Genomic DNA, 23,992 nt, shown 5'->3' on the forward strand with positions numbered 1-23,992 from the left:
AGACGAGAACGTGAGCGGCAAGGGTGCACCCGAACTGTCCGTACGCAACTGCGGTGACCTGCGCGTCGCCGTCATCGCCGCCCAGTGGCACGAGAAGGTGATGGACGGTCTGGTGGACGGCGCCCTGCGCGCCCTGCACGACCTGGGCATCGATGAGCCGACCCTGCTGAGGGTCCCCGGCAGCTGGGAGCTCCCGGTCGTCGCCAAGGTGCTGGCCGGGCGGGGCTACGACGCGATCGTCGCCCTCGGCGTCGTCATCCGTGGCGGCACTCCCCACTTCGAGTACGTGTGCCAGGGCGTCACCCAGGGCCTCACCCAGGTCTCGGTCGACACCGGCGTCCCCATCGGCATGGGTGTGCTGACCTGCGACACCGAGGAACAGGCCCTCGACCGCGCGGGCATCGAGGGCTCCAACGAGGACAAGGGACACGAGGCGGTGACGGCGGCCGTGGCGACGGCGGCCACCCTCCGCTCAGTATCCGAACCCTGGCGCTAGGGGGTGCCCTTCACCGCGTAATGTGGGGGCCACTATGTCCAATAAGACGTTCGAGGAGCTCTTCACCGAGCTCCAGCACAAGGCCGCCACGGGCGATCCCGCCACTTCCCGCACCGCAGAGCTGGTCGGCAAGGGCGTCCATGCCATCGGCAAGAAGGTCGTCGAAGAGGCCGCCGAAGTCTGGATGGCCGCCGAGTACGAGGGGAAGGAAGCAGCCGCCGAGGAGATCTCGCAGCTGCTCTACCACGTCCAGGTGATGATGGTCGCCCGCGGAATCTCGCTGGACGACGTGTACGCCCACCTGTAAGTCTCGCCCCACCCACACACCCCCTGTCACGCCTCACGCAAAGGAAGCCGACCTCATGCTGCGCATCGCCGTCCCCAACAAGGGTTCCCTGTCAGGACCTGCGGCGGACATGCTGCATGAGGCCGGCTATCAGCAGCGCCGCGAGTCCAAGGAACTGCGGATCGTCGACCCGGAGAACGAGGTGGAGTTCTTCTACCTCCGCCCCCGTGACATCGCGATCTACGTCTCCTCCGGCCGCCTCGACATCGGCGTCACCGGCCGCGACCTGCTCATCGACTCCGGGGCCAACGCCGAGGAGATCCTCCCGCTCGGCTTCGCCCGCTCCACCTTCCGCTTCGCCGGCAAGCCCGGCACGGCGGCCGGCATCGGCGACCTGGCAGGCATGACGGTGGCCACCTCGTACGAGGGAATCGTCGCCAAGCACCTCGCCGACCACGGCGTCGACGCCTCCGTCGTGCACCTCGACGGCGCCGTCGAGACCGCGATCGAGCTGGGCGTCGCCGAGGTCATCGCGGACGTCGTCGAGACCGGCACCTCGATGCGCAACGCGGGCCTGGAGGTGTTCGGCGAGCCCATCATGAAGTCCGAGGCGATCGTCATCCGCCGGGTCGGCGCCGAGACCGAGGAACCCAAGGTCCAGCAGTTCCTGCGCCGCCTCCAGGGCGTCCTGGTCGCCCGGACGTACGTGATGATGGACTACGACTGCCGCGTGGAGCAGCTGGAGAAGGCCGTCGCCCTGACGCCCGGTCTGGAGTCCCCGACCGTCTCACCGCTGCACAACGAGGGCTGGGTCGCCGTCCGTGCCATGGTCCCGGCCAAGGAGGCCCAGCGGATCATGGACGATCTGTACGACATCGGCGCCCGTGCCATCCTGACCACGGCCATCCACGCCTGCCGTCTCTGAGACACACGAAGCGACAGACACCGTGACCGACAGGGACCGTACGACGATGCCGAATCCGCCCACCGCCCCCGTGCCGCCGGCGCTGCCCGCGCTGCCCGTCACTTTCCGGCCGGGCCGCACCCGGGCCGTGCTCGTCACCGCGGGCGGCGCGATCTTCGTCGTCATCACGACGGTCGCCCTGCTCCTGGAGAAGCTCGGCCCCGGCGAGCGTCTCAGCTTCGTCTTCACCGGCGCGCTGCTGTCCTCCGTACTCCTGCTGCTGTCCCGGCCGAAGGTCGTCGCCGACGAAGCAGGCGTGACGGTCGTCAACATCACGAGCAAACGGCGTCTGGCCTGGGCGGAGATCCTCCGGGTGAACCTGCGTCCGGGCGATCCGTGGGTGTTCCTCGACCTCAGCGACGGTACGAGTCTGCCCGCGCTCGGCATCCAGCCCGGCATCGCCAAAGAGCGTGCCATCGCGGACGCGCGCACCCTGCGGGCGCTCGCGGAGGCACGGTCCTCAGGGCATCCCGAGCAACATCAGGGCTGACTCAGGGCCGTCCACCCTGCCGCACAGGGCCCTGTCTTGATTAATCTGTTGGCGGAGGCGTTTTCGTGCGCCTCCGCCTCTGATGTTCCCCCCGGTCTTCAGAGGCCCCCTGCTACCCGAGGAGTGACTCCCTCCAGCGATGGACGGATCGTCCTGTAGTACCTGCGCCGCCCCCTTCCGACATATCGAGGCGGCGGCATCATGACCACCCCCCTGCTGCTCCTTGCGGCGGCTTTCCTCCTGATCCTCGCCAATGGCTTCTTCGTCGCTGCCGAATTCGGCCTTGTCACGGTCGAGCGGCCGGACGCGGAGAAGGCCGCCGCAGAGGGCGACCGACGAGCCCGTACGGTCGTCGAGTCCCTCAAGGAGCTGTCCTTCCAGCTCTCCGGCACCCAACTCGGCATCACCATCACCTCCCTCGTCGTCGGCATGCTCGCCGAACCGGCACTCGCGGAGCTGCTGCACGGCCCGTTCACCGCGATCGGTCTGCCCGAAGGGGCCGTCCCGAGCGTCTCGGTGATCGTCGGCATGCTGCTGGCCTCGGCCGTGCAGATGGTGATCGGCGAACTCGTGCCCAAGAACTGGGCGATCTCCAAGCCGATGCAGGTCGCCCGCTTCGTGGCCGGCCCGCAGCACGCCTTCTCCAGCCTCTTCCGCCCGGTGATCGCCGGCCTGAACGCGGTCGCTAACCGCATGGTGCGCGCCCTCGGTGTCGAACCCACCGCGGAGCTGGCCTCGGCCCGCACCCCCGGCGAACTCGTCTCCCTGGCCCGGCACTCGGCACAGGCCGGCGCGCTGGAACAGGACACCGCGGATCTCTTCGTACGGACGCTGTCGCTGGGCGAGCTGACCGCGCAGCACGTCATGACCCCGCGCGTGCGGGTCAGCGCGCTCCAGTCGTCGGCCACAGCCGAGGACGTCGTCAACCTGACCCGGGCCACGGGCCTGTCACGCTTCCCCGTCTACCGGGAACGGATCGACGAGATCGTCGGCATGGTCCACCTCAAGGACGCCCTCGCGGTGCCCGCGGCAGACCGGCTGCGCACCCCGGTCGGCCGGATCGCCCAGTCCCCCCTCCTGGTCCCCGAGACGCTCCCCGTGCAGCCGTTGCTCGAACTGCTGCGCAGCCAGCAGCCCATCGCCGTCGTCGTCGACGAGTACGGCGGCACGGCGGGCGTGGTCACCCTGGAGGACATCGTCGAGGAACTCGTCGGCGAGGTCCGCGACGAGCACGACGGCCAGGACGTCCCCGAACTCGCCGCCGCCGCGCCCGAGGACGGCCGCCCGGCCTGGGACGCCGACGGCAGCTGCCGTGTCGACATCCTCCAGCGCATAGGCCTCGACGTGCCCGAGGGCCCGTACGAGACGGTCGCCGGCCTCGTCGCCGACCTGCTGGGCCGCATCCCGGTCCCCGGCGACAAGGCCGAACTACCGGGCTGGCTCCTCTCGGTCCGCCAGGTCGGCCACTACCGGGCCGAGCGGGTACGACTGGTCAAGACAGTGAACATCGCCCTGGAGGCGGCCCGATGAGCGTGCTCCAACTCCTCTTCGCCCTCCTCCTCGTCCTCGCCAACGGCTTCTTCGTGGGCGCCGAGTTCGCCCTCGTCTCCGTCCGCCGCAGCCAGATCGAACCGCTCGGCACGGCGCGGGCCCGCCAGGTGCTGTACGGCCTGGAGCGGCTGCCGCAGATGATGGCCGCGGCCCAGTTCGGCATCACCGTCTGCTCGCTGACCCTGGGCGCGGTCGCCGAACCGACCGTGGCGCATCTGCTGGAACCCGTCTTCGAGTGGATCCATCTGCCCGAGGGCGTGATCCACCCCCTGGGGTACGTCATCGCGCTCGCGGCCGTGGTCTTCCTCCACCTGGTCGTCGGCGAGATGCTCCCGAAGAACCTGGCGATGGCGGCGCCCGAGAAGACCGCGCTGTGGCTGAGCCCCGGCCTGGTCGCCTTCGCCCGCCTGTGCAGGCCGGTCACGGTGGGCCTCGGCGCCTGCGCGCGACTCGTCCTGAAACTCTTCCGCGTCGAGCCCAGGGACGAGGTGGAGGCGGTCTTCACCAGCGAACAGCTCAACCGCCTGGTGGAGGACGCCGGCCAGGCCGGCCTGCTCGACCCCGGTGAGCAGGAACGCCTGGAGGACGCGCTGGAACTGGGCTCCCGCCCCGTCACCGATGTCCTCCTCGACCGCGAGTCCCTGGTGACGGTGGGCCCGTCGGTCACCCCGGGCCAGGTCGTCGCCCTCACCGCCCGCACCGGCTACTCCCGCTTCCCGGTGGTGGCGGACAACGGCGCCTTCATGGGCTACCTGCACGTGAAGGACGTACTGGACGCGGAGGACTCGGAACGGGCGGTGCCGCAGCACGTCTGGCGCTCCATGACGACGCTGCGGTCCGAGCTGCCGCTCGACGACGCGTTGACGGTGATGCGCCGGGCGGCGACACACCTGGCCCAGGTCGCGGACGCGTCGGGCCGGGTGATCGGCCTCGTGGCGATGGAGGACGTACTGGAGCTGCTGGTGGGCGAGGTACGGGACCCGGCCCACCGCCAGACACCCCCGGCACCGAAGGTGACGGAGCCCAGGGCGGAGGCCCAGAAGGAGGCGCTGGCAAGCTGAGCGCTCCGCGGGATCGGCGGTTCATTTTGCCGCGGCCCGGTGGGGGCTGGTCGCGCAGTTCCCCGCGCCACTGAAGGGGCGCGCCTGCTCGACGCCTGCCCCTCAGCACCAGTACCGGGCGCCCAACTCAAGGCGCCCGGTACTGGTCGGGTCAGAGGGCCGACGGGTCCTGTGGCCCCCGTCCCGACAGAACCTCCCCGTACGCCTGCATGAGATCCGGCAGCCGCAGCGTCGACAAGTCGTCCCGGGTCAGCGTCCCGGGATACACCGACAGCCGCAGATCCCGATACGCACAGCTCTTCTCGTACAACGTCCGCAGGAACCGCCCGTTGCCCAGCTCGTCGATCCACCCCTGGTCCACCACATGCCCGGCGATCGAGCGCAGCTCGTCCAGCGCCTCCTCGTCCCACACGTCACCGTTCTCCGCCGCCAGCACCTCGCCGATGGAGGTGAGTTCGAGGGGTCGGTACGAGGGAAAGTCGACGCGCGTCGTGAACCGGGACGAGAGTCCGGGGTTCGCGGCCAGAAGCCGGTCCATGCCCTCCGGATAGCCGGCCAGGATCACCACCAGGTGGTCCCGGTTGTCCTCGGCCCGCTTCAGCAGCACCTGCAACGCCTCGTCGCCGTACGCATCGCCCTTGCCGTACCCGGAGTTGGAGAGCGAGTACGCCTCGTCGACGAAGAGGACGCCGCCGATCGCGGAGTCGATCAGCTCGTTGGCCTTCACGGCTGTCTGGCCGAGATACTCGCCGACCAGGTCCGCCCGCTGCGCCTCGACCAGATGGTCGCCGCCGAGCAGCCCGAGCGCGTAGAACACCCGGCCCAGGATCCGCGCCACCGTCGTCTTGCCGGTGCCCGACGGGCCCGAGAAGACGAAGTGCCGCTTCGGCGGCTGGACCGGCAGGCCCTGCCCCGCCCGCAGTCGCGCCATGTTCAACTGGGCCGACAACGCCTTCACCTGGCGTTTCACCGGCTCCAGGCCCACCATGCGCTCCAGCTCGGACAGCGCCTCTTCCAGTAGCCCGGGGTCGGTCGGGCCGGTCGGCAGCGGCTGAACCGGAAGGGCGGCCTTCTCGCGCACGGAGTCGGTCTCGGAGGGCAACGGGACGCTGGGCGGCGGGAGTTCGGGCTCCGACAGCTTCAGGTCCCGGCCCTCGCCGCCGAACAGGGGGTCGATACCGTCCGGGCTCTCCAGCAGTTCCTGTCCGATCCCGCTGAGCGTGATCGCCGCGAGGTCGGCCGCCTCGTCGTACCCGTCGCCCTCGGAGATCGCGGCGAGCCGCGCAGAGGTGTCCATGAACGCGGGGTCCACGCGGTGCACCGCCCGGTAGAGGGGGAGCGCCGCCGCAGATCTGCCGGTGCCCTCGTGGGCCCGCGCCAGCCAGTACCGCAGCTCCTTGCGCTGCGGCTGCTCGCTGCGACAGCGCATCAGCGCGGCCGACAGCAGCGGCTCGGCCTGCCCGAACATCTCCAGGCGGACCCGGGCCATACCGCCGAACAGGCCGGCCTCGATGCCCAGCATCGCGTCGTTGATCAACGGGTCGGTGTGCCGGACCAGTTGCTCCCAGTCCTTGACGAGATAGGCGCGGCACGCGTGCAGGAAACGGACCTGCGGATCGGTGTCCACCGGCGGCAGACCGGCCAACGCCCGGTCCAGCTCCGGCACATGGCGACCGTCCAGCCAGTGCGAGGCGTGCGCGAGCAGCAGATCGCGCGGACTTTCGAGTACCGGCTGCACCCACCAGCCCAGCCAGTACCAGGAGTTGAGGGTCCGGCGATGGCGGGAGCGCTGCTCCCCGAAGCGCTCCCGGTGCCGGAACATCCGTAGCAGCGCGGTCGTCGTGTCGACGCGCAGCGCGTGCAGTCCGAGCCAGCCGTCGGCCATCCCGGGATCCATCCGCACCGCGGTGCGGAACTCCTCCTCCGCCTGCGGATAGGCGCCCATCGTGTAGGCGTCCACACCTCGCAGCCAGGCGAGGTCGGCCGGGGCCTCGGGGCCCTGCGTGCCGAAGTCCATCACGTCCCCCACAAACCGTGCCCCCGATTGCCTCTCCGACGGGCCGGTGCCCGTCGGCAGCTTGGTCGAACCACTGTGCCGCGGACGGGAGTTGCAACGGTGCGCAGAGCAGCCGTCCGAGTCGCACCGAGGGCATCGTACCTGCGCCGCACGTGCCCGCAGCAGGGTGCCGCACAGGACGTTTGACGAGGTGGGAGCAGATGGGGCGCACGCGGCGCGGTCACCCAGGGTGAACAAATCGCGCCTGTCGGCGGCCGAAAAAGGGGTGCGGGCAGAACGAAGCCCCCGATCACGGGGGAACAACCGGGGGCTTCGCGACTGCGGGCGGCCGTCGAATGGCCGCACATTCAGAACGTAAGTCCTGTACGGCCCGACGGTCAAGCCGAGTTGGGGCACTCAGACAAGTTGCGCGACAAGGGCCTTCACGAGTTCACCACACTGCGGATGGCCCGTCACGGTGAGTGAGATCCTGGTCCGATCCAACGGTCCCGGCAGGCCCCGGCAGCACCTCGTACCCCTCGTCGCACTGCCGTACCAGGAGGTCGGCGAACGGACGCGAGGGGTCCGCGGCGAAGTGCTGACGTTCCGCGCCGACCCACCCGGCCCAGAACTCGCTCTGTTCCGCCCCGTCCCGCAGCCGCCCGCGCGTCCATGCCTCCTCGTCGGCCAGCTCCATCCACAGCAGCCGCGCCAGGAACGGCCGTACCGCGCGCCGCCCGGCACCCACCCCCTCCATCAGCACCACGGGTGCGGCCGGCAGGGTCCGGGGCGGTCCGAAGTGCCGGGACGTCCAGTCGTAGGGGGCGTAGGAGGCGCTCTCGCCGTGCCGCAGCGGTTCGATCACCTGGCTGACCAGGCGCCGCGTCCACTCGAACAGCTCGTCGTGGGTGGCGATGTCGTCGAGGTGCAGCACGGGTGCCCCGCCGAGAGCCGCGGCCAGCCGTCCGGTGAACGTGGTCTTCCCGGAGCCCGCGTGTCCGTCGACCGCGATCAGCCGGACGGGGCCACAGGAGGGCTGCAGGCGGCGCAGGGTGCGTGCGAGGTCGTGGATGACGGTTCCCGGAGGGCGATGGGATTCGGACATATTGCCGGGGGTCATTCTAGGGACCGGCGGGACGGGCCGCCGTCCGCTTCCCAGGTCACGCCAATGGTCGAGACCAATATTCCCGGGCGCGGCACGCCCCGAAGTGCTGGCATGCGCCGGTCACCGGCGGCCATAGTGGGCGCACAGTCGTGCACCGTCCCGCCCGTCCGGAACACCTGGGGGTCACCCGCCCATGAGCACAGCCGAACAGCCGTCCCGCAGAACCGTCCTCGCCGCGGCTGTCGCCGCCGCCGTCGCGGGCAGCGCCGGCCCAGCCGCCGCCGACACCCCGGACGCGACCGCCCGCGAGGCCGAGGCCGACCCCGCCCGCCCCGTCGACAACCGCGCCTGGACCTCGCACGCGGACTGGTGCGCGGGCACGGCCAAGGGCACCCGTACCGTCGCCGGCGTGCGATCCGGGGTCGTGATCGGCACTCCGGCCGCCACGGTCGACTACACCGATCCGCACACCGGTACGACCGCGGCCTGGGAGTACGCGACCTGGACGTCCCCGGTGCACCGGCTCGCGGTCCCCTCCACCGAGGTCATCGCCTCCTGGAACGCGCGTACCCCGGCCGGCACCTGGCTCCAGGTGGAGCTGACCGGCACGTACTCGGACGGTACCGCCACACCCTGGTACGTGATGGGCCGCTGGGCCTCCGGCGACCAGGACATCAAGCGGACCTCCGTCGACGACCAGACCGACGACAGGAGCACGGTCTGGACCGACACCTTCGCCATCGACGACCCGGCCACAGGCCTGCGCCTGGTCTCGTACCGGCTGCGGCTGACCCTCTACCGCAAGCCCGGCACCACGGCCACGCCCACGGTCTGGCGGCTCGGCGCGATGGGCTCCGACGTACCGGACCGCTTCACCGTCCCCGCCTCGACACCCGGCCCGGCAAGAGAGCTGATCGTCCCGCGCTACTCGCAGGAGATCCATGTCGGCCAGTACCCCGAGTACGACAACGGCGGCGAGGCCTGGTGCAGCCCCACCTCCTCGCAGATGATCATCGAGTACTGGGGGCGGAGGCCCACGGCGGAGCAACTGGCCTGGGTCAACCCGGACTTCGCCGACCCGCAGGTGTGCCACGCGGCCCGTTACACCTTCGACTTCCAGTACGGCGGCTGCGGCAACTGGCCCTTCAACGCGGCCTACGCGGCGACCTACAAGGACCTCCAGGGCGTCGTCACCCGGCTCGGCTCGCTCACCGACCTGGAGACGCTGATCGCGGCGGGCATCCCGGCCATAACGTCCCAGTCGTTCCTCAAGACCGAGCTGACGGGGGCGGGTTACGGCACCTCGGGCCATCTGATGACCGTGATCGGCTTCACCGCCGCCGGCGACGTGATCGCCAACGACCCCTTCTCGGCGACCAACGAGGCCGTGCGTCGCGTCTATCCGCGGCGCGAGTGGGAGAACATCTGGCTGCGGACCAAGCGGTACAACGCCACCGGCAAGGTCGTCTCCGGAACCGGTGGCGTCTGCTACCTGTACTTCCCGGCGCGGCCGACCGCCGCCCAACTCGCGGCGCTCGCCGCGGTGGGCGTGCGCTGAGCCGAGGAGAGCGCGTGACGGTGTGAAACGGCCCCCGGGAGACCGGGGGCCGTCCGATTTCCGGCCAGATGTGACCAACATCTCCGTCACGAAAGCCCCGATGAATGGCAAGGTGGACAGAACGGTGGGGGGAGTCCATCGCACATCGAGACTTCAGCGAGATGCCATGACCGCGAGCACTGCCGCAGCCCCCGCCCGCACCCGTACCGGGGGTCCCCAGGAGGACGGCCCGAAGATCTTCGAGCACGTCATGGGCTGGACCCTCGTGGTGGTGCTCGCCATGCTCGTCGCCCAACTCGGCCTGATCTGAGCCGGTGCGATCCGCCCCGAACCGGGTGCCCGCAGCGTCGATCAGAGTCGAACGTGCAGGTGGCTCGGGTCTGCCATACTTCGGATGTCCCGCCCGCAGTTGGAGACCAGGGCCCCGAATTGAACAGTAGTCGTCAGCCTGCCGCCGAACGCCCGCGGGCACGTGGCACCGACCGCTCTCTGGCGCGTCGCGCGGAACTCATCGCCATCGGACGGAAGCTGTTCGCCGACCGGTCGTACGACGCACTGTCGATGGACGACATCGCACGTCAGGCGCAGGTCGCCAAAGGACTGATCTACTACTACTTCCAGTCCAAGCGCGGCTACTACCTCGCCATCGTCGAGGACTCGGTCGCCGACCTGGTCACTTTCGCGTCCAGCGGTCTCAGCCACGCACCCGTGGACCGCGTGCACCGCACCATCGACGGCTATCTGCGCTTCGCCGAGCACAACCAGGCCGCCTACCGCACGATCGTCAGCGGCGGCGTCGGCTTCGACGCCGAGGTGCACGCCATCAGGGACGGGGTGCGCGAGGCGATCGTGGCGACCATCGCCGAGGGTGCGTACGGCAGACAGGACATCGCCCCGCTCGCCCGCATGGGCCTCTTCGGCTGGGTGTGCGGCGTGGAGGGCGCCACCCTCGACTGGGTCGACCGCCCCGACCTCTCCCGCGACACCATGCGCGAACTGCTCGTGAAGATGCTGGGCGGCGCGCTGCGCGCCATCGAGGAACTCGACCCGACCTATGTGACGCCGGAGCCGGCCCGCCGGGACAACTGACCGGAAGGAGGGCGGCGGCTCGTGGCCCCGCCCTCCAACTGCCCTCCGGGTGCGCCTACTTGATCGCCCTGATCAGCTCACCGTTCGAGGTGTCACCGCTCAGCTCCCAGAAGAACGTGCCGCCCAGGCCCTGCTGGTTCTTGTACGCCATCTTCGTCCCGATGGTCGCCGGGGTGTCGTAACTCCACCAGTCGCTCCCGCACTTGGCGTACGCCGTCCCGCCGACGGTGCCGGTCGCGGGGCACTTGGACTTCAGCACCTTGTAGTCCTCGAAGCCCGCCTCGTACGTCCCCGTCGCCGGACCGGTCGCCGTGCCGCCGGGCGCCGACTGGGTGACACCGGTCCAGCCGCGCCCGTAGAAGCCGAGGCCGAGCAGCAGCTTGGAGGCCGGGATGCCGAGGCCCTTGAGCTTCGCGATGGTCGCCGAGGTGTGGTAACCGGCTTGCGGGATACCGGAGTACGAATTCAGTGCCGAGTGCGGCGCGGTCGGCCCGGTCGCGGCCCAGGCACCGAAGTAGTCGTACGTCATCGGGTTGTACCAGTCGACGTAGGGTGCCGCGCCCGCGTAGTCCGCCGCGTCGATCTTGCCGCCGGGGGTGGCGTCGGCCGTGATCGCCGCGGTGACCAGGTTGCGGGAACCGAACTTCGCCCGCATCGCCGCCATCACGTTCTTGAAGGCCGCCCTGCCGCTGGTGTCACAGGTGTTGCCGCAGGCGTTCGGGTACTCCCAGTCGATGTCGATGCCGTCGAAGACATCGGCCCACCGCGAGTTCTCGACCAGGTCGTAGCAGGACCGGGCGAACGCCGCAGGGTTCTGCGCGGCCTCGCCGAAACCGCTCGACCAGGTCCAACCGCCGAACGACCAGAGGACCTTGAGGTTAGGGTGCTTCCGCTTCAGCTCGCGCAGCTGGTTGAAGTTGCCGCGCAGCGGCTGGCTCGCGGTGTCGGCGACGCCGTCCACGGACTCGGCGGCGGTGTACACCCGGTCGGTCGCCGCGGTGGCGTCACCCATCGCGCACTTGCCGCCGGTGACGTTGCCGAAGGCGTAGTTGATGTGGGTCAGCCGGGCGGCCGAACCGGAGGTCTCGATGTTCTTGACGTAGTACTTGCGGTCGTACGTGCCCCAGTCGGTGAAGTAGCCGACGACCTTGGAGCCGGCGGCTTTCGGGACGGGTTTCGAGGCGGCCTTCGAAGCTGTCTGCGCGGCGGTCGCGGTGCCCGCGCCGGTCAGCAGTCCGGCGCCGAGAACGGCACAACACGCGGCGGACACAAGCGCCTTGAAGCGGACGCGGGGGAGATGAGGTCGGTGCATCGGGCAGTCTCCTCGGAAGGGAGGGGAGCGTGGGGGAGGGGTGTCGGGATCTGCGGGCACAGTAAGTGGACTAGACCACTACGGTCAATGGTTCGGACCAATTCCCGGTCGAGGTCGATGCCCTGGAGTGTGATCGAATAAACGCTCGTTAACTGATGACGCCATGCCGCCGTTCGGGCATACTCGCAGCTCCACCGCCGTTCGCCGGCCGCTTCCGCGACCCGGAAGAGCCAGCATCGGCTGTGACCAGCGAGACCGGCGAATGCCGCCCGAACCAGGCGCGTATGCCGTTGTGCCCAACAGGGAGGAGAGCGTCGACATGCCCGACCACGCCCCGCAGCCGGTGGACCGTCAACTGCCCACGGACGAGGCCCGGGACCTGATCTCGCTCGTCCGGGACATCGCCCAGCGCGAGATCGTCCCGCAGGCAGCCGAGGAGGAGGAAGCGGGACGCTTCCCGCGCGAACTCTTCGCCCTCCTCTCGGAGTCGGGGCTGCTGGGCCTCCCGTACTCCTCCGACCACGGCGGCGGCGACCAGCCGTACGAGGTCTACCTCCAGGTGCTCGAAGAGCTCGCCGCGGCCCGCCTCACCGTCGGCCTCGGCGTCAGCGTGCACACCCTCTCCTGCCACGCCCTCGCGAGCTACGGCACCAAGGAGCAGCAGGCCGAACACCTGCCCGCGATGCTCGGCGGCGGCCTCCTCGGCGCGTACTGCCTCTCCGAGCCCGCGTCCGGCTCCGACGCCGCCTCCCTGAGCACGAAGGCCGTTCGCGACGGCGACGACTGGGTGCTCACCGGCACCAAGTCCTGGATCACGCACGGCGGCATCGCCGACTTCTATACGGTCATGGCGCGCACGGGGGAGGAGGGCCCGCGCGGCATCACCGCGTTCCTGGCCCCCGGCGACGCGGCGGGGCTGAACGCCGCCGCGCCGGAACGGAAGATGGGCATGAAGGGCTCACCCACCGCGCAGATCAACTTCGACGGCGTCCGGCTCGAGGCCCGCCGGCGCATCGGAGACGAGGGGCAGGGCTTCGCGATCGCCCTGTCCGCACTCGACTCCGGGCGCCTGGGCATCGCGGCCTGCGCGATCGGCCTGGCCCAGGCGGCACTGGACGAGGCGGTGGCGTACGCGACCGGGCGCCGGCAGTTCGGGCGGCCCATCTCCGACTTCCAGGGGCTGCGCTTCCTGCTCGCCGACATGGCCACGCAGATCGAGGCGGGCCGCGCGCTGTACCTCGCGGCGGCACGGCTGCGCGACGCGGGCCGTCCGTTCGCCAAGCAGGCCGCCATGGCCAAACTCCTGTGCACCGACGCGGCGATGAAGGTCACCACGGACGCGGTCCAGGTGCTCGGCGGCTACGGCTACACCGCGGACTTCCCGGTCGAGCGCTATATGCGCGAGGCCAAGGTCCTGCAGATCGTCGAGGGCACCAACCAGATCCAGCGGATGGTCATCGCCCGTCACCTGGCGGGACCGGAGACGCGTTGAACGGGTCGACCACGATCCCGAGCCCGACCGGCGGCGCAGCGAGCCGGTCCCACTCCGGGTCGTAGCGCCCCGGCAGGGTGCGGCCGCGGTCGGACCAAGTGCGCAGCAGCGCACGGTAGATGGGCGGGTCGGGCGGGGGCGGTGGGGCCGGTGGGTTCGGCCGACTCTGCGGATGCCCCTGGGGAACCGATTCTGCCGGGCCGGATGCGGAGAACTGGCGCGGATGTGCCGACGCCGCGTACGTGGGGGTCGTCATGCCAGGGCAACGCGGTGACGGTCGATCAGGTCACCGCGCCCCGGATTCGGCCCTGCGTTCGCGACGGACCCCGCCCGTGCGTCGCACCGGTCCTGAGCGCGGCTCCAGAAGGGCATGCGCGCGCACTGGACCCGCACCACGGCAGCCTGCGAGCCATGGTGCAGGGGCAGTCAGGAGGTTCGAGCGGATGCGCTCAAGCGGCGTGGCGCCGCAGCTCGGGGACCCGCATCGGGCGTGAGCCCGGGCCGCCGACGTGCGAGAAGGGCTGGGTCCGCCAGTCGAGCCCCTGAGGGAGCGTCAACAGCAGGGCGGTGTGCTGCTCCTGGGGCTCCGCGGACTCGTCCGCGGACCGGGCCTCGGCGGCCGCGCGGCCCGTACCCGCGCAGACGGTGAGCCCGAACGGGTTCCACGGTGAGGCGCACAGCGCGTGCTCCGGCAGAACCTCCTCGTCCGCCAGCAGCGCGATGGGCTGCGCGCAGTCCGGGCAGATCACCCGGAACATCTCGAAGGTGTCGTAATCGTCGAGCTCCTCGCCGTCGAGTGCGTCGGGCTCGACGCCCTCCGGCTCGGGCTCGATGACCAACTGGGGCCGCTTGGACGCGATACGACCAGGGCGCTTGAGACTCTGCATGGATTACTCCCCCTCGGGCTGGGCCGACAAGGCGCTGCGGCCTCGACCACAGCAAGCACTTCCCGCCCCGTCTCGGCGGTAATCACGAGACCATCACAGAGCATGTTCGAGAGCTGTGGCGTTCGTCACATGCCGTTCGCAGGTGCCCGTGGCGATGCTTTTGTCCCCCGTGCGGCGCACGGGGCGCTCCTCTTCACATCACGAACAGGGCATGACCTGCACCGCTCAGGTATCCGAGGAGATCAAGCGCACTGTAGGTTCTGCGCCATGGAGGAGCTGGACCGACAGATCGTGCAGCTGCTCGTCAAGGACGGGCGGATGAGTTACACCGACCTGGGCAAGGCCACGGGCCTGTCCACGTCTGCCGTGCACCAGCGGGTACGCCGGCTGGAACAGCGTGGCGTGATCCGCGGCTACGCCGCGGTCGTCGACCCGGAGTCCGTGGGGCTGCCCCTGACGGCCTTCATCTCGGTGAAACCCTTCGACCCCAGCGCCCCCGACGACATCGCGGAACGCCTGGCGGACGTCCCGGAGATCGAGGCGTGCCACAGCGTGGCGGGCGAGGAGAACTACATCCTCAAGGTGCGCGTCGCCACTCCCCACGAACTGGAGGAGCTGCTCGCCAGGGTGCGTACCCTCGCGGGCGTCTCGACGCGCACGACGGTGGTCCTGTCGACGCCGTACGAGGCGAGGGCGCCGAAGATCTGACGCGGCCGGCGTGACGGCGGGCGGCGGGACAACACGCCCCAGGTGCGGAGCCGGTGAGGTCACGCGGGAAACTGTCCCCATGAGTGAACGCCCGGCACCGCCCGACACCGTCCTCCTTCGCGGCGGAGAAGTCCACAGCCCCGCCGACCCCTTCGCGACCGCGATGGTCGTCGAGCGCGGACACATCGCCTGGGTCGGCTCGGAAGGCGCCGCGGACGCCTTCGTGGGCGCGGCGGACGAGGTGATCGACCTCGACGGCGCCCTCGTCACCCCGGCGTTCACCGACGCACACGTGCACACCACCGCCACGGGACTCGCCCTCACCGGCCTCGACCTGTCCGACGCCCCCTCCCTGGACGCGGCCCTCACCCTCGTGCGCGCGTTCGCCGCGGCCCGCCCCGCCGACCGCGTCCTCCTCGGGCACGGGTGGGACGCCGCCCGCTGGCCCGGCGGCCGCCCGCCGACCCGCGCCGAGCTGGACGAGGCCACCGGCGGACGCCCGCTGTACCTCAGCCGCATCGACGTCCACTCGGCGGTCGTGACGACGGCGCTGCTCGACCTGGTCCGGGGCGACACCGGTCGCCCCGACGCCCCGCTGACCGGCGCCGCCCACCACACGGTCCGGGCCGCCGCCCTGGGCGCGGTCACCCCGGCCCAGCGCACCGAGGCCCAGCGAACCGCCCTCGCGCACGCCGCCTCGCTCGGTATCGGCTCCGTCCACGAGTGCGCGGGGCCGGAGATCTCCTCAGAGGACGACTTCACCGGCCTGCTGCGCCTCGCCGCCGAGGAGCCGGGACCGCGCGTCGTCGGCTACTGGGCCGAACAGGATGTCGACAAGGCCCGCGCCCTGGGCGCGATCGGCGCCGCCGGTGACCTGTTCGTCGACGGCGCCCTCGGCTCGCACACGGCCTGCCTGCACGAGCCGTACCGCGACGAGGCCGGCCACACCGGCACCGCGTATCTGGACTCCGCCGCCGTCGCCGCCCATGTCATCGCCTGCACCGAGGCGGGCCTCCAGGCGGGCTTCCACGCCATCGGGGACGCCGCGGTGACCTCCGTGGTCGAGGGAGTGCGCGCAGCCGCCGAGAAGGTCGGCCTGGCCCGTGTACGCGCCGCCCGCCACCGCGTCGAGCACGCCGAGATGCTCACCCCCGAGACCATCGCCGCCTTCGCCGAGCTGGGCCTCACCGCCTCCGTACAGCCCGCCTTCGACGCACTGTGGGGCGGCGAGGACGGCATGTACGCCCAGCGACTGGGCACCGACCGGGCCCGCGCCCTGAACCCCTTCGCGGCCCTTCTGAAGGCCGGCGTGCCGCTCGCCCTGGGCTCGGACAGCCCCGTCACTCCCCTCGACCCCTGGGGCACGGTCCGCGCCGCTGCCTTCCACCGCACCCCGGAGCACCGCATCTCGGTCCGCGCGGCCTTCACCGCCCATACCCGCGGCGGCTGGCGTGCCGTCGGACGCGACGACGCGGGCGTCCTGGTGCCGGGCGCGCCCGCGGACTACGCCCTGTGGCGCGCCGGCGCCCTCGTCGTCCAGGCCCCCGACGACCGGGTCGCCCGCTGGTCCACCGACCCCCGCTCCGGCACCCCGGGCCTGCCCGATCTCACACCCGGCAACGATCTCCCCGTCTGCCTGCGCACGGTGGTGGGCGGACGAACGGTGTTCGTACGGCCGGGCGAGTGATCTCCTGGGGTGGCGCGGTACGGATCGGTGCCCGCCACGCCGTCGCGCGACCTGCGTGTCCTCGGCGCTGACGAGGCGATTCAGGAAAGAACCGCAGGCCAAGCAGCTGTTGACAGCCAACGGCAGGTGGCCGGTAGGTTCGGCCGGGTCCACCACCGGACGGCCGACCGGGGAACCTCCGCACAGTCGCCGCAGCGCCGCTGGGTCAGGGTTGGAGTGCCGCACCGGCACCCCACCACTGGCAGCCAGGCTCAGCGCCCGCGCCACGGCGACGGAACGTTCCACCCGGTCGGCAAGGTGTGACCCGGGTGGGGCCCGGACGTCCAGTAGACAACGGCTTTCGGTCGACCCGCAGCCAGCGGGTCCCAGGTCGGCCCGAAGGGCGCCGGGCCCCGATCCGCAGTGTGGACAGGTGACGAATCGGGCTCCCTTACCCCGCTCTTGCCGAATAGACACCCCCGTAAGACCGTGCCGACACGTCAGCGCAGGCCGCGGCCACTATGGTGGACGTCTGCGTACGGACTCGAAGGGGCAGTAGTGAACGACGGCGACGGGACCCTCGCGGCGGAAGCCCAGGGGAGGCGGTTCGGCCCGCTCGGCACGGCCTTGGTGATCATTCCGACCTACAACGAGGCGGAGAACATCAAGAAGATCGTCGGCCGGGTGCGCGATGCCGTCCCCGACGCCCACGTTCTCGTGGCGGACGACAACAGCCCCGACGGCACCGGCAAGCTCGCCGACGAGCTGGCCGTCGACGACGACCAGGTCCAGGTGCTGCACCGCAAGGGCAAGGAAGGCCTCGGCGCCGCCTATCTCGCGGGCTTCCGCTGGGGCATGGAGAACGGCTACGGCGTCATCATCGAGATGGACGCCGACGGCTCCCACCAGCCCGAGGAACTGCCCCGCCTGCTGACCGCCCTCAAGGGCGCCGACCTGGTCCTGGGCTCCCGCTGGGTGCCCGGCGGCCGGGTGGTCAACTGGCCCAAGTCCCGCGAGTTCATCTCCCGCGGCGGCAGCCTCTACTCCCGCGTCCTGCTCGACGTACCCATCCGGGACGTCACCGGCGGCTATCGCGCCTTCCGGCGCGAGACCCTCGAAGGCCTCGGCCTCGACGAGGTCGCCTCGCAGGGTTACTGCTTCCAGGTCGACCTGGCCCGCCGCGCGATCAGAGCCGGCTACCACGTGGTCGAGGTCCCCATCACCTTCGTCGAGCGCGAGCACGGTGACTCGAAGATGAGCCGCGACATCCTGGTCGAGGCGCTGTGGCGGGTCACGACGTGGGGCGTGGGGGAGCGAGTGAACAAGGCCCGCGGCAAGACCAAGAAGCCGTAGCAGGTCCCTCCGCGGTATGTCTGTGCGACTTCACAGGCTCCGTTGATCATCCGCTTATCCCGTGCTGAGCCCGGCCCAGGCACACTGGTCGTATGACGACTGGCGCTCCGACCCCCACGTACCCCGCCCGGCCGCGGCGTTCCCGGCTGCGCACGTTCCTGCCGCTGGGCATCGCCGCCTGGCTGGTGCTGGAGATCTGGCTGCTGACCGTGGTCGCCGGCGCGGCGAGCGGCTTCACGGTCTTCCTGCTCCTCGTCGCCGGTTTCGTGCTCGGCTCCGTGGTCATCAAGCGGGCCGGCCGCCGGGCTTTTCGCAACCTTACGGAGACGCTGCAACAGCAGCAGGGCGGTGCACGGACGGAGCCCACGGCCCGTCCCGGCGGCAGCGAGGGCAACGGCCTGATGATGCTCGGCGGCCTGCTGCTGATGCTGCCCGGCCTGATCTCGGACGCGGTGGGCCTGCTCCTGCTGGTCCCGCCGCTCCAGAAGGCGATCAGCCGCTCCGCGGAGCGCACCTTCGAACGCAAGCTGAGGGAGGCGACCCCGGGCACCCTGGGCGACGCCTTCCAGCAGGCGAGGATGCACCGCCCGGACGGCAAGGTGGTCCAGGGCGAGGTCATCCGGGAGGACGGCACGGATGCGCGGGACGAGCAGCGTCCGCCGCTGAACAGCTGACGCCCTGTTTCCGCGATGCGAGCGACGGGCCCGCGCCTCCTCGGCGCGGGCCCGTCGCCTCTGGCTCACCGTGCCCGGAAAACGCGAAACCGCAGGCACCGTACGCAGACCTCACGTACGGCACCCGCGGTGTCACGCGTGCTTTGTATGCCGCCGAGCCCCTGAAGGGCTATGCGGACTTGCGGCTGTCCCGCGGATGTACCGCGATGTTCATCGCTCCGGAGCGGAGTACGGCCAGTCGCTCCTCGAGGACCTCTTCGAGTTCCTCGCGGGTGCGCCGCTCCATCAGCATGTCCCAATGCGTACGCGCGGGCTTGGCCTTCTTTTCCTCAGGGCCGTCGCCGTCCACGAGGAGTGCTTGGGCCCCGCAGACCTTGCACTCCCACTCGGGCGGAATCTCCGCCTCCACCGAGAAGGGCATCTCAAAACGATGTCCCTTCTCGCATGCGTACTCCACGGCCTGGCGCGGGGCCAGGTCGATGCCGCGGTCCGTCTCGTAGCTGGTCACCACGAGGCGCGTGCCGCGAAGAGCTCGCTCACTCATGAATCGTGCCTCCCGGGCTTGTCGCCCACAGGACAGGTGTCGCTGTCGTCGTCATCCGGTCAACGTCCGGTCGGCGGTAAAGATTCCCGTCCCGTGTCCCGTTTCGGGTCATGCGTCGCCGTCGTAGCCGCCCCTTGTTGTACCCACCAGTGCCCGCTTTGTCACATCTGCAAGCAGATGTCACCCAGCGTTTCGTCATCTTTGACGCGCAGTAACGGTACGCCTGGCAGGCCAACGGCGTACACTACCGCTCTTTGGCCGCGGATGCTAAATCCTTTCGGGAACGGGATTGCCCGCGTCGCGGATCGCCTGTCCCACCGGAACCCGCGCGAGCAGTGCGAACCCGAGGACGAAGAAGATCACGAGCGAGATGATCGCGTCGCGGTAACTTCCGGTCAGCTGGTAGGTGATTCCGAACAGAAGCGGGCCGAGCCAGCTCATGCCACGGTCGCTCATCTCGTACGCGGAGAAGTATTCGGCCTCTTTGCCGGGCGGCACCAGATGCGAGAACAGTGACCGGGACAGGGCCTGGCTGCCGCCGAGGACCAGACCGATCCCGGCGGCCAGCACGAAGAACCACACCGGTGCGCCGGCCGGCAGGAAGTATCCCGCCGCCAGCGTCACCGTCCACGCCACCAGCGATCCGAGAATCGTCCGCTTGGCCCCATACACCCGGGCCAGCCGGCCCATCCCCAGCGCCCCCGCCACCGCGAGCACCTGCACGAGGAGTACCGCCCCGATGAGGGTGGACTGCCCCAGCCCGAGTTCCTCGGAGCCGTACACCGACGCCTGTGAGATCACGGTCTGGATGCCGTCGTTGTAGACGAGGTAGGCGAGCAGGAAGGAGAGGGTGAGCGGGTGGCGGCGCATGTCACGGACGGTCGCAGCGAGCTGCCGCAGCCCCGGAGCACTGGCGCCTTTCGCGGCGACCTCCTCCGCGGTGGCCCGCCGGTCGCGGAGCCTGCGCAGCGGTACGAGGGTGAAGGCGCCCCACCACAGACCCGCCGAGGCCAGACAGACGCGGACGGCCATGCTCTCCGAGAGGCCGAAGGAGTCGTGGGCCGTGTACAGGACCAGGTTGACGACCAGGACCAGTGAGCCCGCCGCGTAGCCGAACGCCCAGCCGCGCGACGAGACCGCGTCGCGTTCCTCGACCGGAGCGATCTGGGGAAGGTAGGAGTTGTAGAGCATCATCGAGACGGACTGGGCCGCGTTGGCGACGATCAGCAGCAGCCCGCCCAGCAGATAGCGGTCGCCGTCGAGGAAGAACATGCACGCTGTCGCCGTGGCGCCCACATAGGCGGCTGCCGCCAGGAGCGGTTTCTTGCGGCCGGTGCGGTCGGCGGCGGCGCCCACCAGGGGCATGACCAGCACTGCCACGATGACCGACAGGGACACCGAGTACGCGAAGAACGAACCGGCGCGGACCGGTATCCCCAATGGATGCACGAACCCGTCCGCGTCGGCCGCCTCCTCGGCGACCGACGTCAGATAGGGGCCCAGGAACACGGTGAGCACGCTCGTCGAGTAGACGGAGCACGCCCAGTCGTAGAAGTACCAGCCGCGCTGCTCGCGCTTGCGCCCGGCGGCCTCGTCGGCCGCCTCGGTCCGCACGGTGTCGGTGCCCACCCGTGCCCCTCGCTTTCCCCGTGAAGGTGCCGCGCGCGGGGCGTCAGAACCAGGTGCCCCGGTCCTCCAGAACCTTGCGCAACGTGTCGATGTGATCGGTCATGATGCCATCGACTCCCAGGTCCAGGAGCCGATGCATGCGATCGGGATCATTGACCGTCCACACGTGGACGTGCAGCCCGCGCGCGTGGGCAGTGCGCACGAAGAGATGATCGACCACCGGGACGCCCGACTGGGCCTCCGGTACCTGGGCGGCGACCGCGGACCGGCGTACCCCCACGGGCATGCCCCAGGAGCGCAGTCGGAGGTTGAGAACGCCCCGGGTGCCGTACGAGGTCGCCAGACGCGGACCGGCCAGCCGCTGGGCGCGCGCCACACGCGCCTCGGAGAAGGAGCCGACGCAGATCCGGTTCCAGCAGCCGGTGCGCTCGATCAGCTCCAGGAGCGGGAGCAGCGCGGGTTCGGCCTTGACGTCGACGTTCCAGCGGGCTTCGGGGAAGGCTTCGAGCAGCTCTTCGAACAGAGGCACCGGTTCGCTGCCGGCCACGCGCGCGTGCTGTACGTCGGACCACGGGACGGCCGCGATCGGGCCGCTGCCGTCCGTCAGCCGGTCCAGCGTCGAGTCGTGGAAGGCGACGAGTTTTCCGTCCGCCGTGGAGTGCACGTCGGTCTCCAGATAGCGGTAGCCCGCCTCGACCGCCCGCCGGAACTGGAGCATCGTGTTCTCCAGCCCGTCCGCCGCCCCGCCCCGGTGGGCGAAGGGGATCGGGCCGGGATGGTCGAGGTACGGGTGGCGTATCCGCGTGGTCACGGTCGCAGTATCGCGCCTTCCGGTTGACCGGCGGCAACGACCGCGCTGCCGTCCGATGCCGCCGGGACGGCGAACACGCGCAGGAAGAGCTGCGCCAGCGGTCCGATCGCCACCGCGTACAGCACCGTGCCGATCCCCACCGTGCCGCCGAGGGCGAAGCCCGTCGCGACCACCGCCAGCTCGATCGCCGTACGAACGAGTCGGATCGAGCGGCCGGTGAGCCGGTGCAGGCCGGTCATCAGACCGTCGCGCGGTCCCGGGCCGAAGCTCGCCGCGATGTACAGGCCGGTGGCCACGCCGTTGAGGACGATGCCCGCCACCAGGAGCGGGACGCGGGCGGTGAGGGCATGCGCGTCGGGGACCAGGGCGAGAGTGCCGTCCATGGCGAGGCCGACCACGAAGACGTTCGAGACCGTGCCGAGGCCCGGGCGCTGGCGCAGCGGGATCCACAGGAGCAGTACGGCCGCGCCCACGAAGATCGACACGACACCGATCGTCAGCCCGGTCAGTTCGGCCAGCCCCTGGTGCAGCACGCCCCAGGGCTCCAGCCCGAGGCCCGACTCGACGAGCAGGGCCGAGCTGGCGCCGTACAGCGCGAGACCGGCGTACAGCTGGATCAACCGTCGTCCGACACGGTCCGGCGCTGACAACGAACTCACGAGATGCCCCCTGTGGTGGTAGTGGCCTGGCACATGACACCCTGTGGCTTGGGATCGGATCCCATCCATGGCCAATTCAGGGAAGGTGGACTGATCTGCATGGTGCAGTGGACTTCGGCAGTGGGCGCCGCGCAGCTCGCCCGGCTGCTCAACTCCCAGCAGGACCGCCCCGCGGGCCCCGGCACGCGTCGCCCGCCCGCCTACCGCTCGCTCGCCGACGGCGTCCGGCTGCTGGTCCTCGAGGGCCGGGTACCGGTCGCCGCCCGCCTCCCCGCGGAACGCGAACTGGCCCTCTCCCTCTCCGTCAGCCGCACCACGGTCGCCGCCGCCTATGAGGCGCTGCGCGCCGAGGGCTTCCTGGAGTCCCGGCGCGGCGCGGGCAGCTGGACCGCCGTACCCGCCGGTAACCCACTTCCCGCGCGCGGGCTCGAGCCCCTGCCCCCCGAGGCCCTCGGCTCGGTGATCGACCTCGGCACAGCGGCCCTGCCCGCGCCCGAGCCCTGGCTCACCCGCGCCGTCCAGGGCGCCTTGGAAGAACTGCCCCCGTACGCGCACACTCACGGCGACTACCCGGCCGGGCTGCCCGCGCTGCGCGCGATGCTCGCCGAGCGCTACACCGCGCGCGGGATCCCGACGATGCCCGAACAGATCATGGTGACGACCGGTGCGATGGGCGCCATGGACGCCATCTGTCATCTCTTCGCCGGCCGGGGCGAGCGGATCGCCGTGGAGTCGCCCTCGTACGCCAACATCCTTCAGCTCATGCGGGAGGCGGGCGCGCGGCTCGTGCCCGTCGCGATGGCCGAGGGGCTCGCCGGCTGGGATCTGGACCGCTGGCGGCAGGTGCTGCGCGAGGCCGCGCCCCGTCTCGCCTATGTTGTCGCCGACTTCCACAACCCCACGGGCGCGCTCGCCGACGAGGACCAGCGGCGCCAGCTCGTGGACGCGGCCCGGTCGGCGGGTACGGTGCTCGTCGCCGACGAGACGATGACCGAGCTGTGGCTGGAGCCGGATGTCCACATGCCCCGGCCTGTCTGCGGGTTCGATCCTGCCGGGTCCACGGTCATCACCGTGGGGTCCGCCAGCAAGGCCTTCTGGGCCGGGATGCGCATCGGCTGGGTACGGGCGGCCCCGGACATCATCCGCAGCCTCGTCGCCGCGCGTGCCTACGCCGACCTGGGCACGCCTGTGCTCGAACAGTTGGCCATCAACTGGTTGCTGAGCACGGGTGGTTGGGAACAGGCGGTCGCGATGCGGCGCGAACAGGCCCGGGACAACCGGGACGCGCTGGTCACGGCGGTCCGACGGGAGCTGCCGGACTGGGAGTTCGCGGTGCCCCGGGGCGGGCTCACGCTGTGGGTGCGTACGGGGGGTCTGTCGGGGTCGCGGATCGCCGAGGCGGGGGAGCGGGTGGGGGTGCGGGTGCCTTCGGGGCCGCGGTTCGGGGTCGACGGTGCCTTCGAGGGGTATGTGCGGCTGCCGTTCACCGTGGGGGGAGCGGTGGCGGACGAGGCGGCGGTACGGCTGGCCGCGGCGGCGCGGATCGTGGCGAGCGGAGGGTCCGGGGGCGGCGAGTCCCCGCGCACCTTCGTCGCCTGACGGCTCCCCTCGGTCAGGGGCTGTTTCTTGGATCAGGTCGGAGAACAACTGCGGAGCGGCTG

At 70.7% G+C, this 23,992-nt stretch carries 24 protein-coding genes; 15 read left to right on the top strand and 9 right to left on the bottom strand.

All coding sequences use genetic code 11. From position 1 onward, the window contains the following. Window positions 1-10 precede the first annotated feature (10 nt). The 6 genes from ribH to ACH4TV_RS19695 all read left to right on the top strand — a co-directional run bounded on the left by ribH (window position 11) and on the right by ACH4TV_RS19695 (window position 4,848). Complete coding sequence (gene ribH, locus ACH4TV_RS19670) at window positions 11-496, top strand: 6,7-dimethyl-8-ribityllumazine synthase (RefSeq protein ID WP_053740326.1); 486 nt, start codon at window positions 11-13, stop codon at window positions 494-496. 34 nt (window positions 497-530) lie between these two features. Further along, window positions 531-803, top strand: coding sequence for a phosphoribosyl-ATP diphosphatase (locus ACH4TV_RS19675; protein WP_006378313.1), 273 nt, complete (start codon window positions 531-533; stop codon window positions 801-803). 55 nt (window positions 804-858) lie between these two features. Beyond that, on the top strand, window positions 859-1,707 hold the full coding sequence (hisG, locus tag ACH4TV_RS19680; protein WP_398399640.1) for an ATP phosphoribosyltransferase: 849 nt from the start codon (window positions 859-861) through the stop codon (window positions 1,705-1,707). A gap of 46 nt (window positions 1,708-1,753) precedes the next feature. Next, window positions 1,754-2,236 carry a PH domain-containing protein gene (locus ACH4TV_RS19685; RefSeq protein ID WP_398399642.1) on the top strand — a complete coding sequence of 161 codons (483 nt, stop codon included), beginning with the start codon at window positions 1,754-1,756 and terminating at the stop codon, window positions 2,234-2,236. 201 nt (window positions 2,237-2,437) lie between these two features. Then, window positions 2,438-3,766 (top strand): hemolysin family protein, encoded by a 1,329-nt coding sequence (locus ACH4TV_RS19690; protein ID WP_398399644.1) that lies wholly within the window; start codon window positions 2,438-2,440, stop codon window positions 3,764-3,766. After that, the gene (locus ACH4TV_RS19695) at window positions 3,763-4,848 is read left to right on the top strand and encodes a hemolysin family protein (protein ID WP_398399646.1); all 1,086 of its coding nucleotides are present in this window, start codon (window positions 3,763-3,765) and stop codon (window positions 4,846-4,848) included. The genes ACH4TV_RS19690 and ACH4TV_RS19695 overlap by 4 nt, the downstream gene beginning before the upstream one ends. 151 nt (window positions 4,849-4,999) lie before the next feature. Here the strand turns inward: ACH4TV_RS19695 and ACH4TV_RS19700 are convergent, their stop codons facing one another. Together ACH4TV_RS19700 and ACH4TV_RS19705 are read right to left on the bottom strand one after the other, a co-directional pair. Continuing rightward, a complete protein-coding gene (locus tag ACH4TV_RS19700) occupies window positions 5,000-6,865 on the bottom strand; it encodes an AAA family ATPase (RefSeq protein ID WP_398399648.1) in 1,866 nt (621 codons plus the stop codon). A 430-nt stretch (window positions 6,866-7,295) separates the two neighbouring features. Then, window positions 7,296-7,949, bottom strand: a complete 654-nt coding sequence (locus tag ACH4TV_RS19705; RefSeq protein WP_398399650.1) for a uridine kinase — start codon at window positions 7,947-7,949, stop codon at window positions 7,296-7,298. Between the two features lie 193 nt (window positions 7,950-8,142). On the opposite strand from ACH4TV_RS19705, the gene ACH4TV_RS19710 reads away from it, so the two are divergent. The 3 genes from ACH4TV_RS19710 to ACH4TV_RS19720 all read left to right on the top strand — a co-directional run bounded on the left by ACH4TV_RS19710 (window position 8,143) and on the right by ACH4TV_RS19720 (window position 10,596). After that, window positions 8,143-9,507 carry a peptidase C39 family protein gene (locus tag ACH4TV_RS19710; protein ID WP_398399652.1) on the top strand — a complete coding sequence of 455 codons (1,365 nt, stop codon included), beginning with the start codon at window positions 8,143-8,145 and terminating at the stop codon, window positions 9,505-9,507. A gap of 166 nt (window positions 9,508-9,673) precedes the next feature. Then, window positions 9,674-9,817: an SCO1431 family membrane protein gene (locus ACH4TV_RS19715; protein WP_398399654.1), complete on the top strand. Its 144-nt coding sequence runs from the start codon at window positions 9,674-9,676 to the stop codon at window positions 9,815-9,817. A gap of 119 nt (window positions 9,818-9,936) precedes the next feature. Beyond that, on the top strand, window positions 9,937-10,596 hold the full coding sequence (locus ACH4TV_RS19720) for a TetR/AcrR family transcriptional regulator (RefSeq protein WP_398399656.1): 660 nt from the start codon (window positions 9,937-9,939) through the stop codon (window positions 10,594-10,596). Between the two features lie 55 nt (window positions 10,597-10,651). Here ACH4TV_RS19720 and ACH4TV_RS19725 read toward each other — a convergent pair whose 3' ends face one another. Then, window positions 10,652-11,908 (bottom strand): glycoside hydrolase family 18 protein, encoded by a 1,257-nt coding sequence (locus tag ACH4TV_RS19725; protein ID WP_398399658.1) that lies wholly within the window; start codon window positions 11,906-11,908, stop codon window positions 10,652-10,654. Between the two features lie 319 nt (window positions 11,909-12,227). On the opposite strand from ACH4TV_RS19725, the gene ACH4TV_RS19730 reads away from it, so the two are divergent. Further along, the gene (locus tag ACH4TV_RS19730) at window positions 12,228-13,400 is read left to right on the top strand and encodes an acyl-CoA dehydrogenase family protein (protein ID WP_398399660.1); all 1,173 of its coding nucleotides are present in this window, start codon (window positions 12,228-12,230) and stop codon (window positions 13,398-13,400) included. Here ACH4TV_RS19730 and ACH4TV_RS19735 read toward each other — a convergent pair. Then, a complete protein-coding gene (locus ACH4TV_RS19735) occupies window positions 13,363-13,656 on the bottom strand; it encodes a hypothetical protein (RefSeq protein WP_398399662.1) in 294 nt (97 codons plus the stop codon). The two genes, ACH4TV_RS19730 and ACH4TV_RS19735, sit on opposite strands and share 38 nt — an antisense overlap. Before the next feature lie 193 nt (window positions 13,657-13,849). Further along, the gene (locus ACH4TV_RS19740) at window positions 13,850-14,287 is read right to left on the bottom strand and encodes a hypothetical protein (protein WP_398399664.1); all 438 of its coding nucleotides are present in this window, start codon (window positions 14,285-14,287) and stop codon (window positions 13,850-13,852) included. Between the two features lie 267 nt (window positions 14,288-14,554). Between ACH4TV_RS19740 and ACH4TV_RS19745 the strand changes: the two genes are divergently transcribed. From ACH4TV_RS19745 to fxsA, 4 genes are all read left to right on the top strand, one after another. After that, window positions 14,555-14,995, top strand: a complete 441-nt coding sequence (locus ACH4TV_RS19745) for an Lrp/AsnC family transcriptional regulator (protein WP_398399666.1) — start codon at window positions 14,555-14,557, stop codon at window positions 14,993-14,995. 79 nt (window positions 14,996-15,074) lie between these two features. Further along, window positions 15,075-16,682, top strand: coding sequence for an amidohydrolase (locus ACH4TV_RS19750; RefSeq protein ID WP_398399668.1), 1,608 nt, complete (start codon window positions 15,075-15,077; stop codon window positions 16,680-16,682). A 537-nt stretch (window positions 16,683-17,219) separates the two neighbouring features. Continuing rightward, complete coding sequence (locus ACH4TV_RS19755; RefSeq protein ID WP_398399670.1) at window positions 17,220-18,014, top strand: polyprenol monophosphomannose synthase; 795 nt, start codon at window positions 17,220-17,222, stop codon at window positions 18,012-18,014. Between the two features lie 92 nt (window positions 18,015-18,106). Next, window positions 18,107-18,688: an FxsA family membrane protein gene (gene fxsA, locus ACH4TV_RS19760; protein ID WP_398399672.1), complete on the top strand. Its 582-nt coding sequence runs from the start codon at window positions 18,107-18,109 to the stop codon at window positions 18,686-18,688. Window positions 18,689-18,857: 169 nt separating this feature from the next. On the opposite strand, the gene ACH4TV_RS19765 is transcribed toward fxsA, so the two are convergent. From ACH4TV_RS19765 to ACH4TV_RS19780, 4 genes are all read right to left on the bottom strand, one after another. Beyond that, on the bottom strand, window positions 18,858-19,232 hold the full coding sequence (locus ACH4TV_RS19765) for an RNA polymerase-binding protein RbpA (protein ID WP_003977404.1): 375 nt from the start codon (window positions 19,230-19,232) through the stop codon (window positions 18,858-18,860). A gap of 267 nt (window positions 19,233-19,499) precedes the next feature. Continuing rightward, window positions 19,500-20,861, bottom strand: a complete 1,362-nt coding sequence (locus ACH4TV_RS19770) for an MFS transporter (protein WP_398399674.1) — start codon at window positions 20,859-20,861, stop codon at window positions 19,500-19,502. A gap of 43 nt (window positions 20,862-20,904) precedes the next feature. Further along, window positions 20,905-21,672 (bottom strand): glycerophosphodiester phosphodiesterase, encoded by a 768-nt coding sequence (locus tag ACH4TV_RS19775; protein WP_398399676.1) that lies wholly within the window; start codon window positions 21,670-21,672, stop codon window positions 20,905-20,907. Continuing rightward, window positions 21,669-22,322, bottom strand: a complete 654-nt coding sequence (locus ACH4TV_RS19780; protein ID WP_398399790.1) for a YitT family protein — start codon at window positions 22,320-22,322, stop codon at window positions 21,669-21,671. Before ACH4TV_RS19780 ends, ACH4TV_RS19775 begins: the two co-directional genes overlap by 4 nt. 108 nt (window positions 22,323-22,430) lie before the next feature. Here ACH4TV_RS19780 and ACH4TV_RS19785 point away from each other — a divergent pair, with 108 nt between their 5' ends. Next, a complete protein-coding gene (locus ACH4TV_RS19785) occupies window positions 22,431-23,930 on the top strand; it encodes a PLP-dependent aminotransferase family protein (protein ID WP_398399678.1) in 1,500 nt (499 codons plus the stop codon). The last annotated feature ends 62 nt before the right edge of the window (window positions 23,931-23,992 follow it).

Source organism: Streptomyces sp. NPDC020898, assembly GCF_044333925.1.
Taxonomy (GTDB): Bacteria; Actinomycetota; Actinomycetes; order Streptomycetales; family Streptomycetaceae; genus Streptomyces.

Excerpts from the sequence above, each read along its gene's own strand:
- ACH4TV_RS19675 (WP_006378313.1), top strand. The coding sequence starts at position 531 with ATGTCCAATAAGACGTTCGAGGAGCTCTTCACCGAGCTCCAGCACAAG.
- hisG (WP_398399640.1), top strand. The coding sequence starts at position 859 with ATGCTGCGCATCGCCGTCCCCAACAAGGGTTCCCTGTCAGGACCTGCG.
- ACH4TV_RS19685 (WP_398399642.1), top strand. The coding sequence starts at position 1,754 with ATGCCGAATCCGCCCACCGCCCCCGTGCCGCCGGCGCTGCCCGCGCTG.
- ACH4TV_RS19690 (WP_398399644.1), top strand. The coding sequence starts at position 2,438 with ATGACCACCCCCCTGCTGCTCCTTGCGGCGGCTTTCCTCCTGATCCTC.
- ACH4TV_RS19695 (WP_398399646.1), top strand. The coding sequence starts at position 3,763 with ATGAGCGTGCTCCAACTCCTCTTCGCCCTCCTCCTCGTCCTCGCCAAC.
- ACH4TV_RS19700 (WP_398399648.1), bottom strand. The coding sequence starts at position 6,865 with ATGGACTTCGGCACGCAGGGCCCCGAGGCCCCGGCCGACCTCGCCTGG.
- ACH4TV_RS19705 (WP_398399650.1), bottom strand. The coding sequence starts at position 7,949 with ATGTCCGAATCCCATCGCCCTCCGGGAACCGTCATCCACGACCTCGCA.
- ACH4TV_RS19710 (WP_398399652.1), top strand. The coding sequence starts at position 8,143 with ATGAGCACAGCCGAACAGCCGTCCCGCAGAACCGTCCTCGCCGCGGCT.
- ACH4TV_RS19715 (WP_398399654.1), top strand. The coding sequence starts at position 9,674 with ATGACCGCGAGCACTGCCGCAGCCCCCGCCCGCACCCGTACCGGGGGT.
- ACH4TV_RS19725 (WP_398399658.1), bottom strand. The coding sequence starts at position 11,908 with ATGCACCGACCTCATCTCCCCCGCGTCCGCTTCAAGGCGCTTGTGTCC.
- ACH4TV_RS19730 (WP_398399660.1), top strand. The coding sequence starts at position 12,228 with ATGCCCGACCACGCCCCGCAGCCGGTGGACCGTCAACTGCCCACGGAC.
- ACH4TV_RS19735 (WP_398399662.1), bottom strand. The coding sequence starts at position 13,656 with ATGACGACCCCCACGTACGCGGCGTCGGCACATCCGCGCCAGTTCTCC.
- ACH4TV_RS19740 (WP_398399664.1), bottom strand. The coding sequence starts at position 14,287 with ATGCAGAGTCTCAAGCGCCCTGGTCGTATCGCGTCCAAGCGGCCCCAG.
- ACH4TV_RS19745 (WP_398399666.1), top strand. The coding sequence starts at position 14,555 with ATGGAGGAGCTGGACCGACAGATCGTGCAGCTGCTCGTCAAGGACGGG.
- ACH4TV_RS19750 (WP_398399668.1), top strand. The coding sequence starts at position 15,075 with ATGAGTGAACGCCCGGCACCGCCCGACACCGTCCTCCTTCGCGGCGGA.
- fxsA (WP_398399672.1), top strand. The coding sequence starts at position 18,107 with ATGACGACTGGCGCTCCGACCCCCACGTACCCCGCCCGGCCGCGGCGT.
- ACH4TV_RS19765 (WP_003977404.1), bottom strand. The coding sequence starts at position 19,232 with ATGAGTGAGCGAGCTCTTCGCGGCACGCGCCTCGTGGTGACCAGCTAC.
- ACH4TV_RS19785 (WP_398399678.1), top strand. The coding sequence starts at position 22,431 with ATGGTGCAGTGGACTTCGGCAGTGGGCGCCGCGCAGCTCGCCCGGCTG.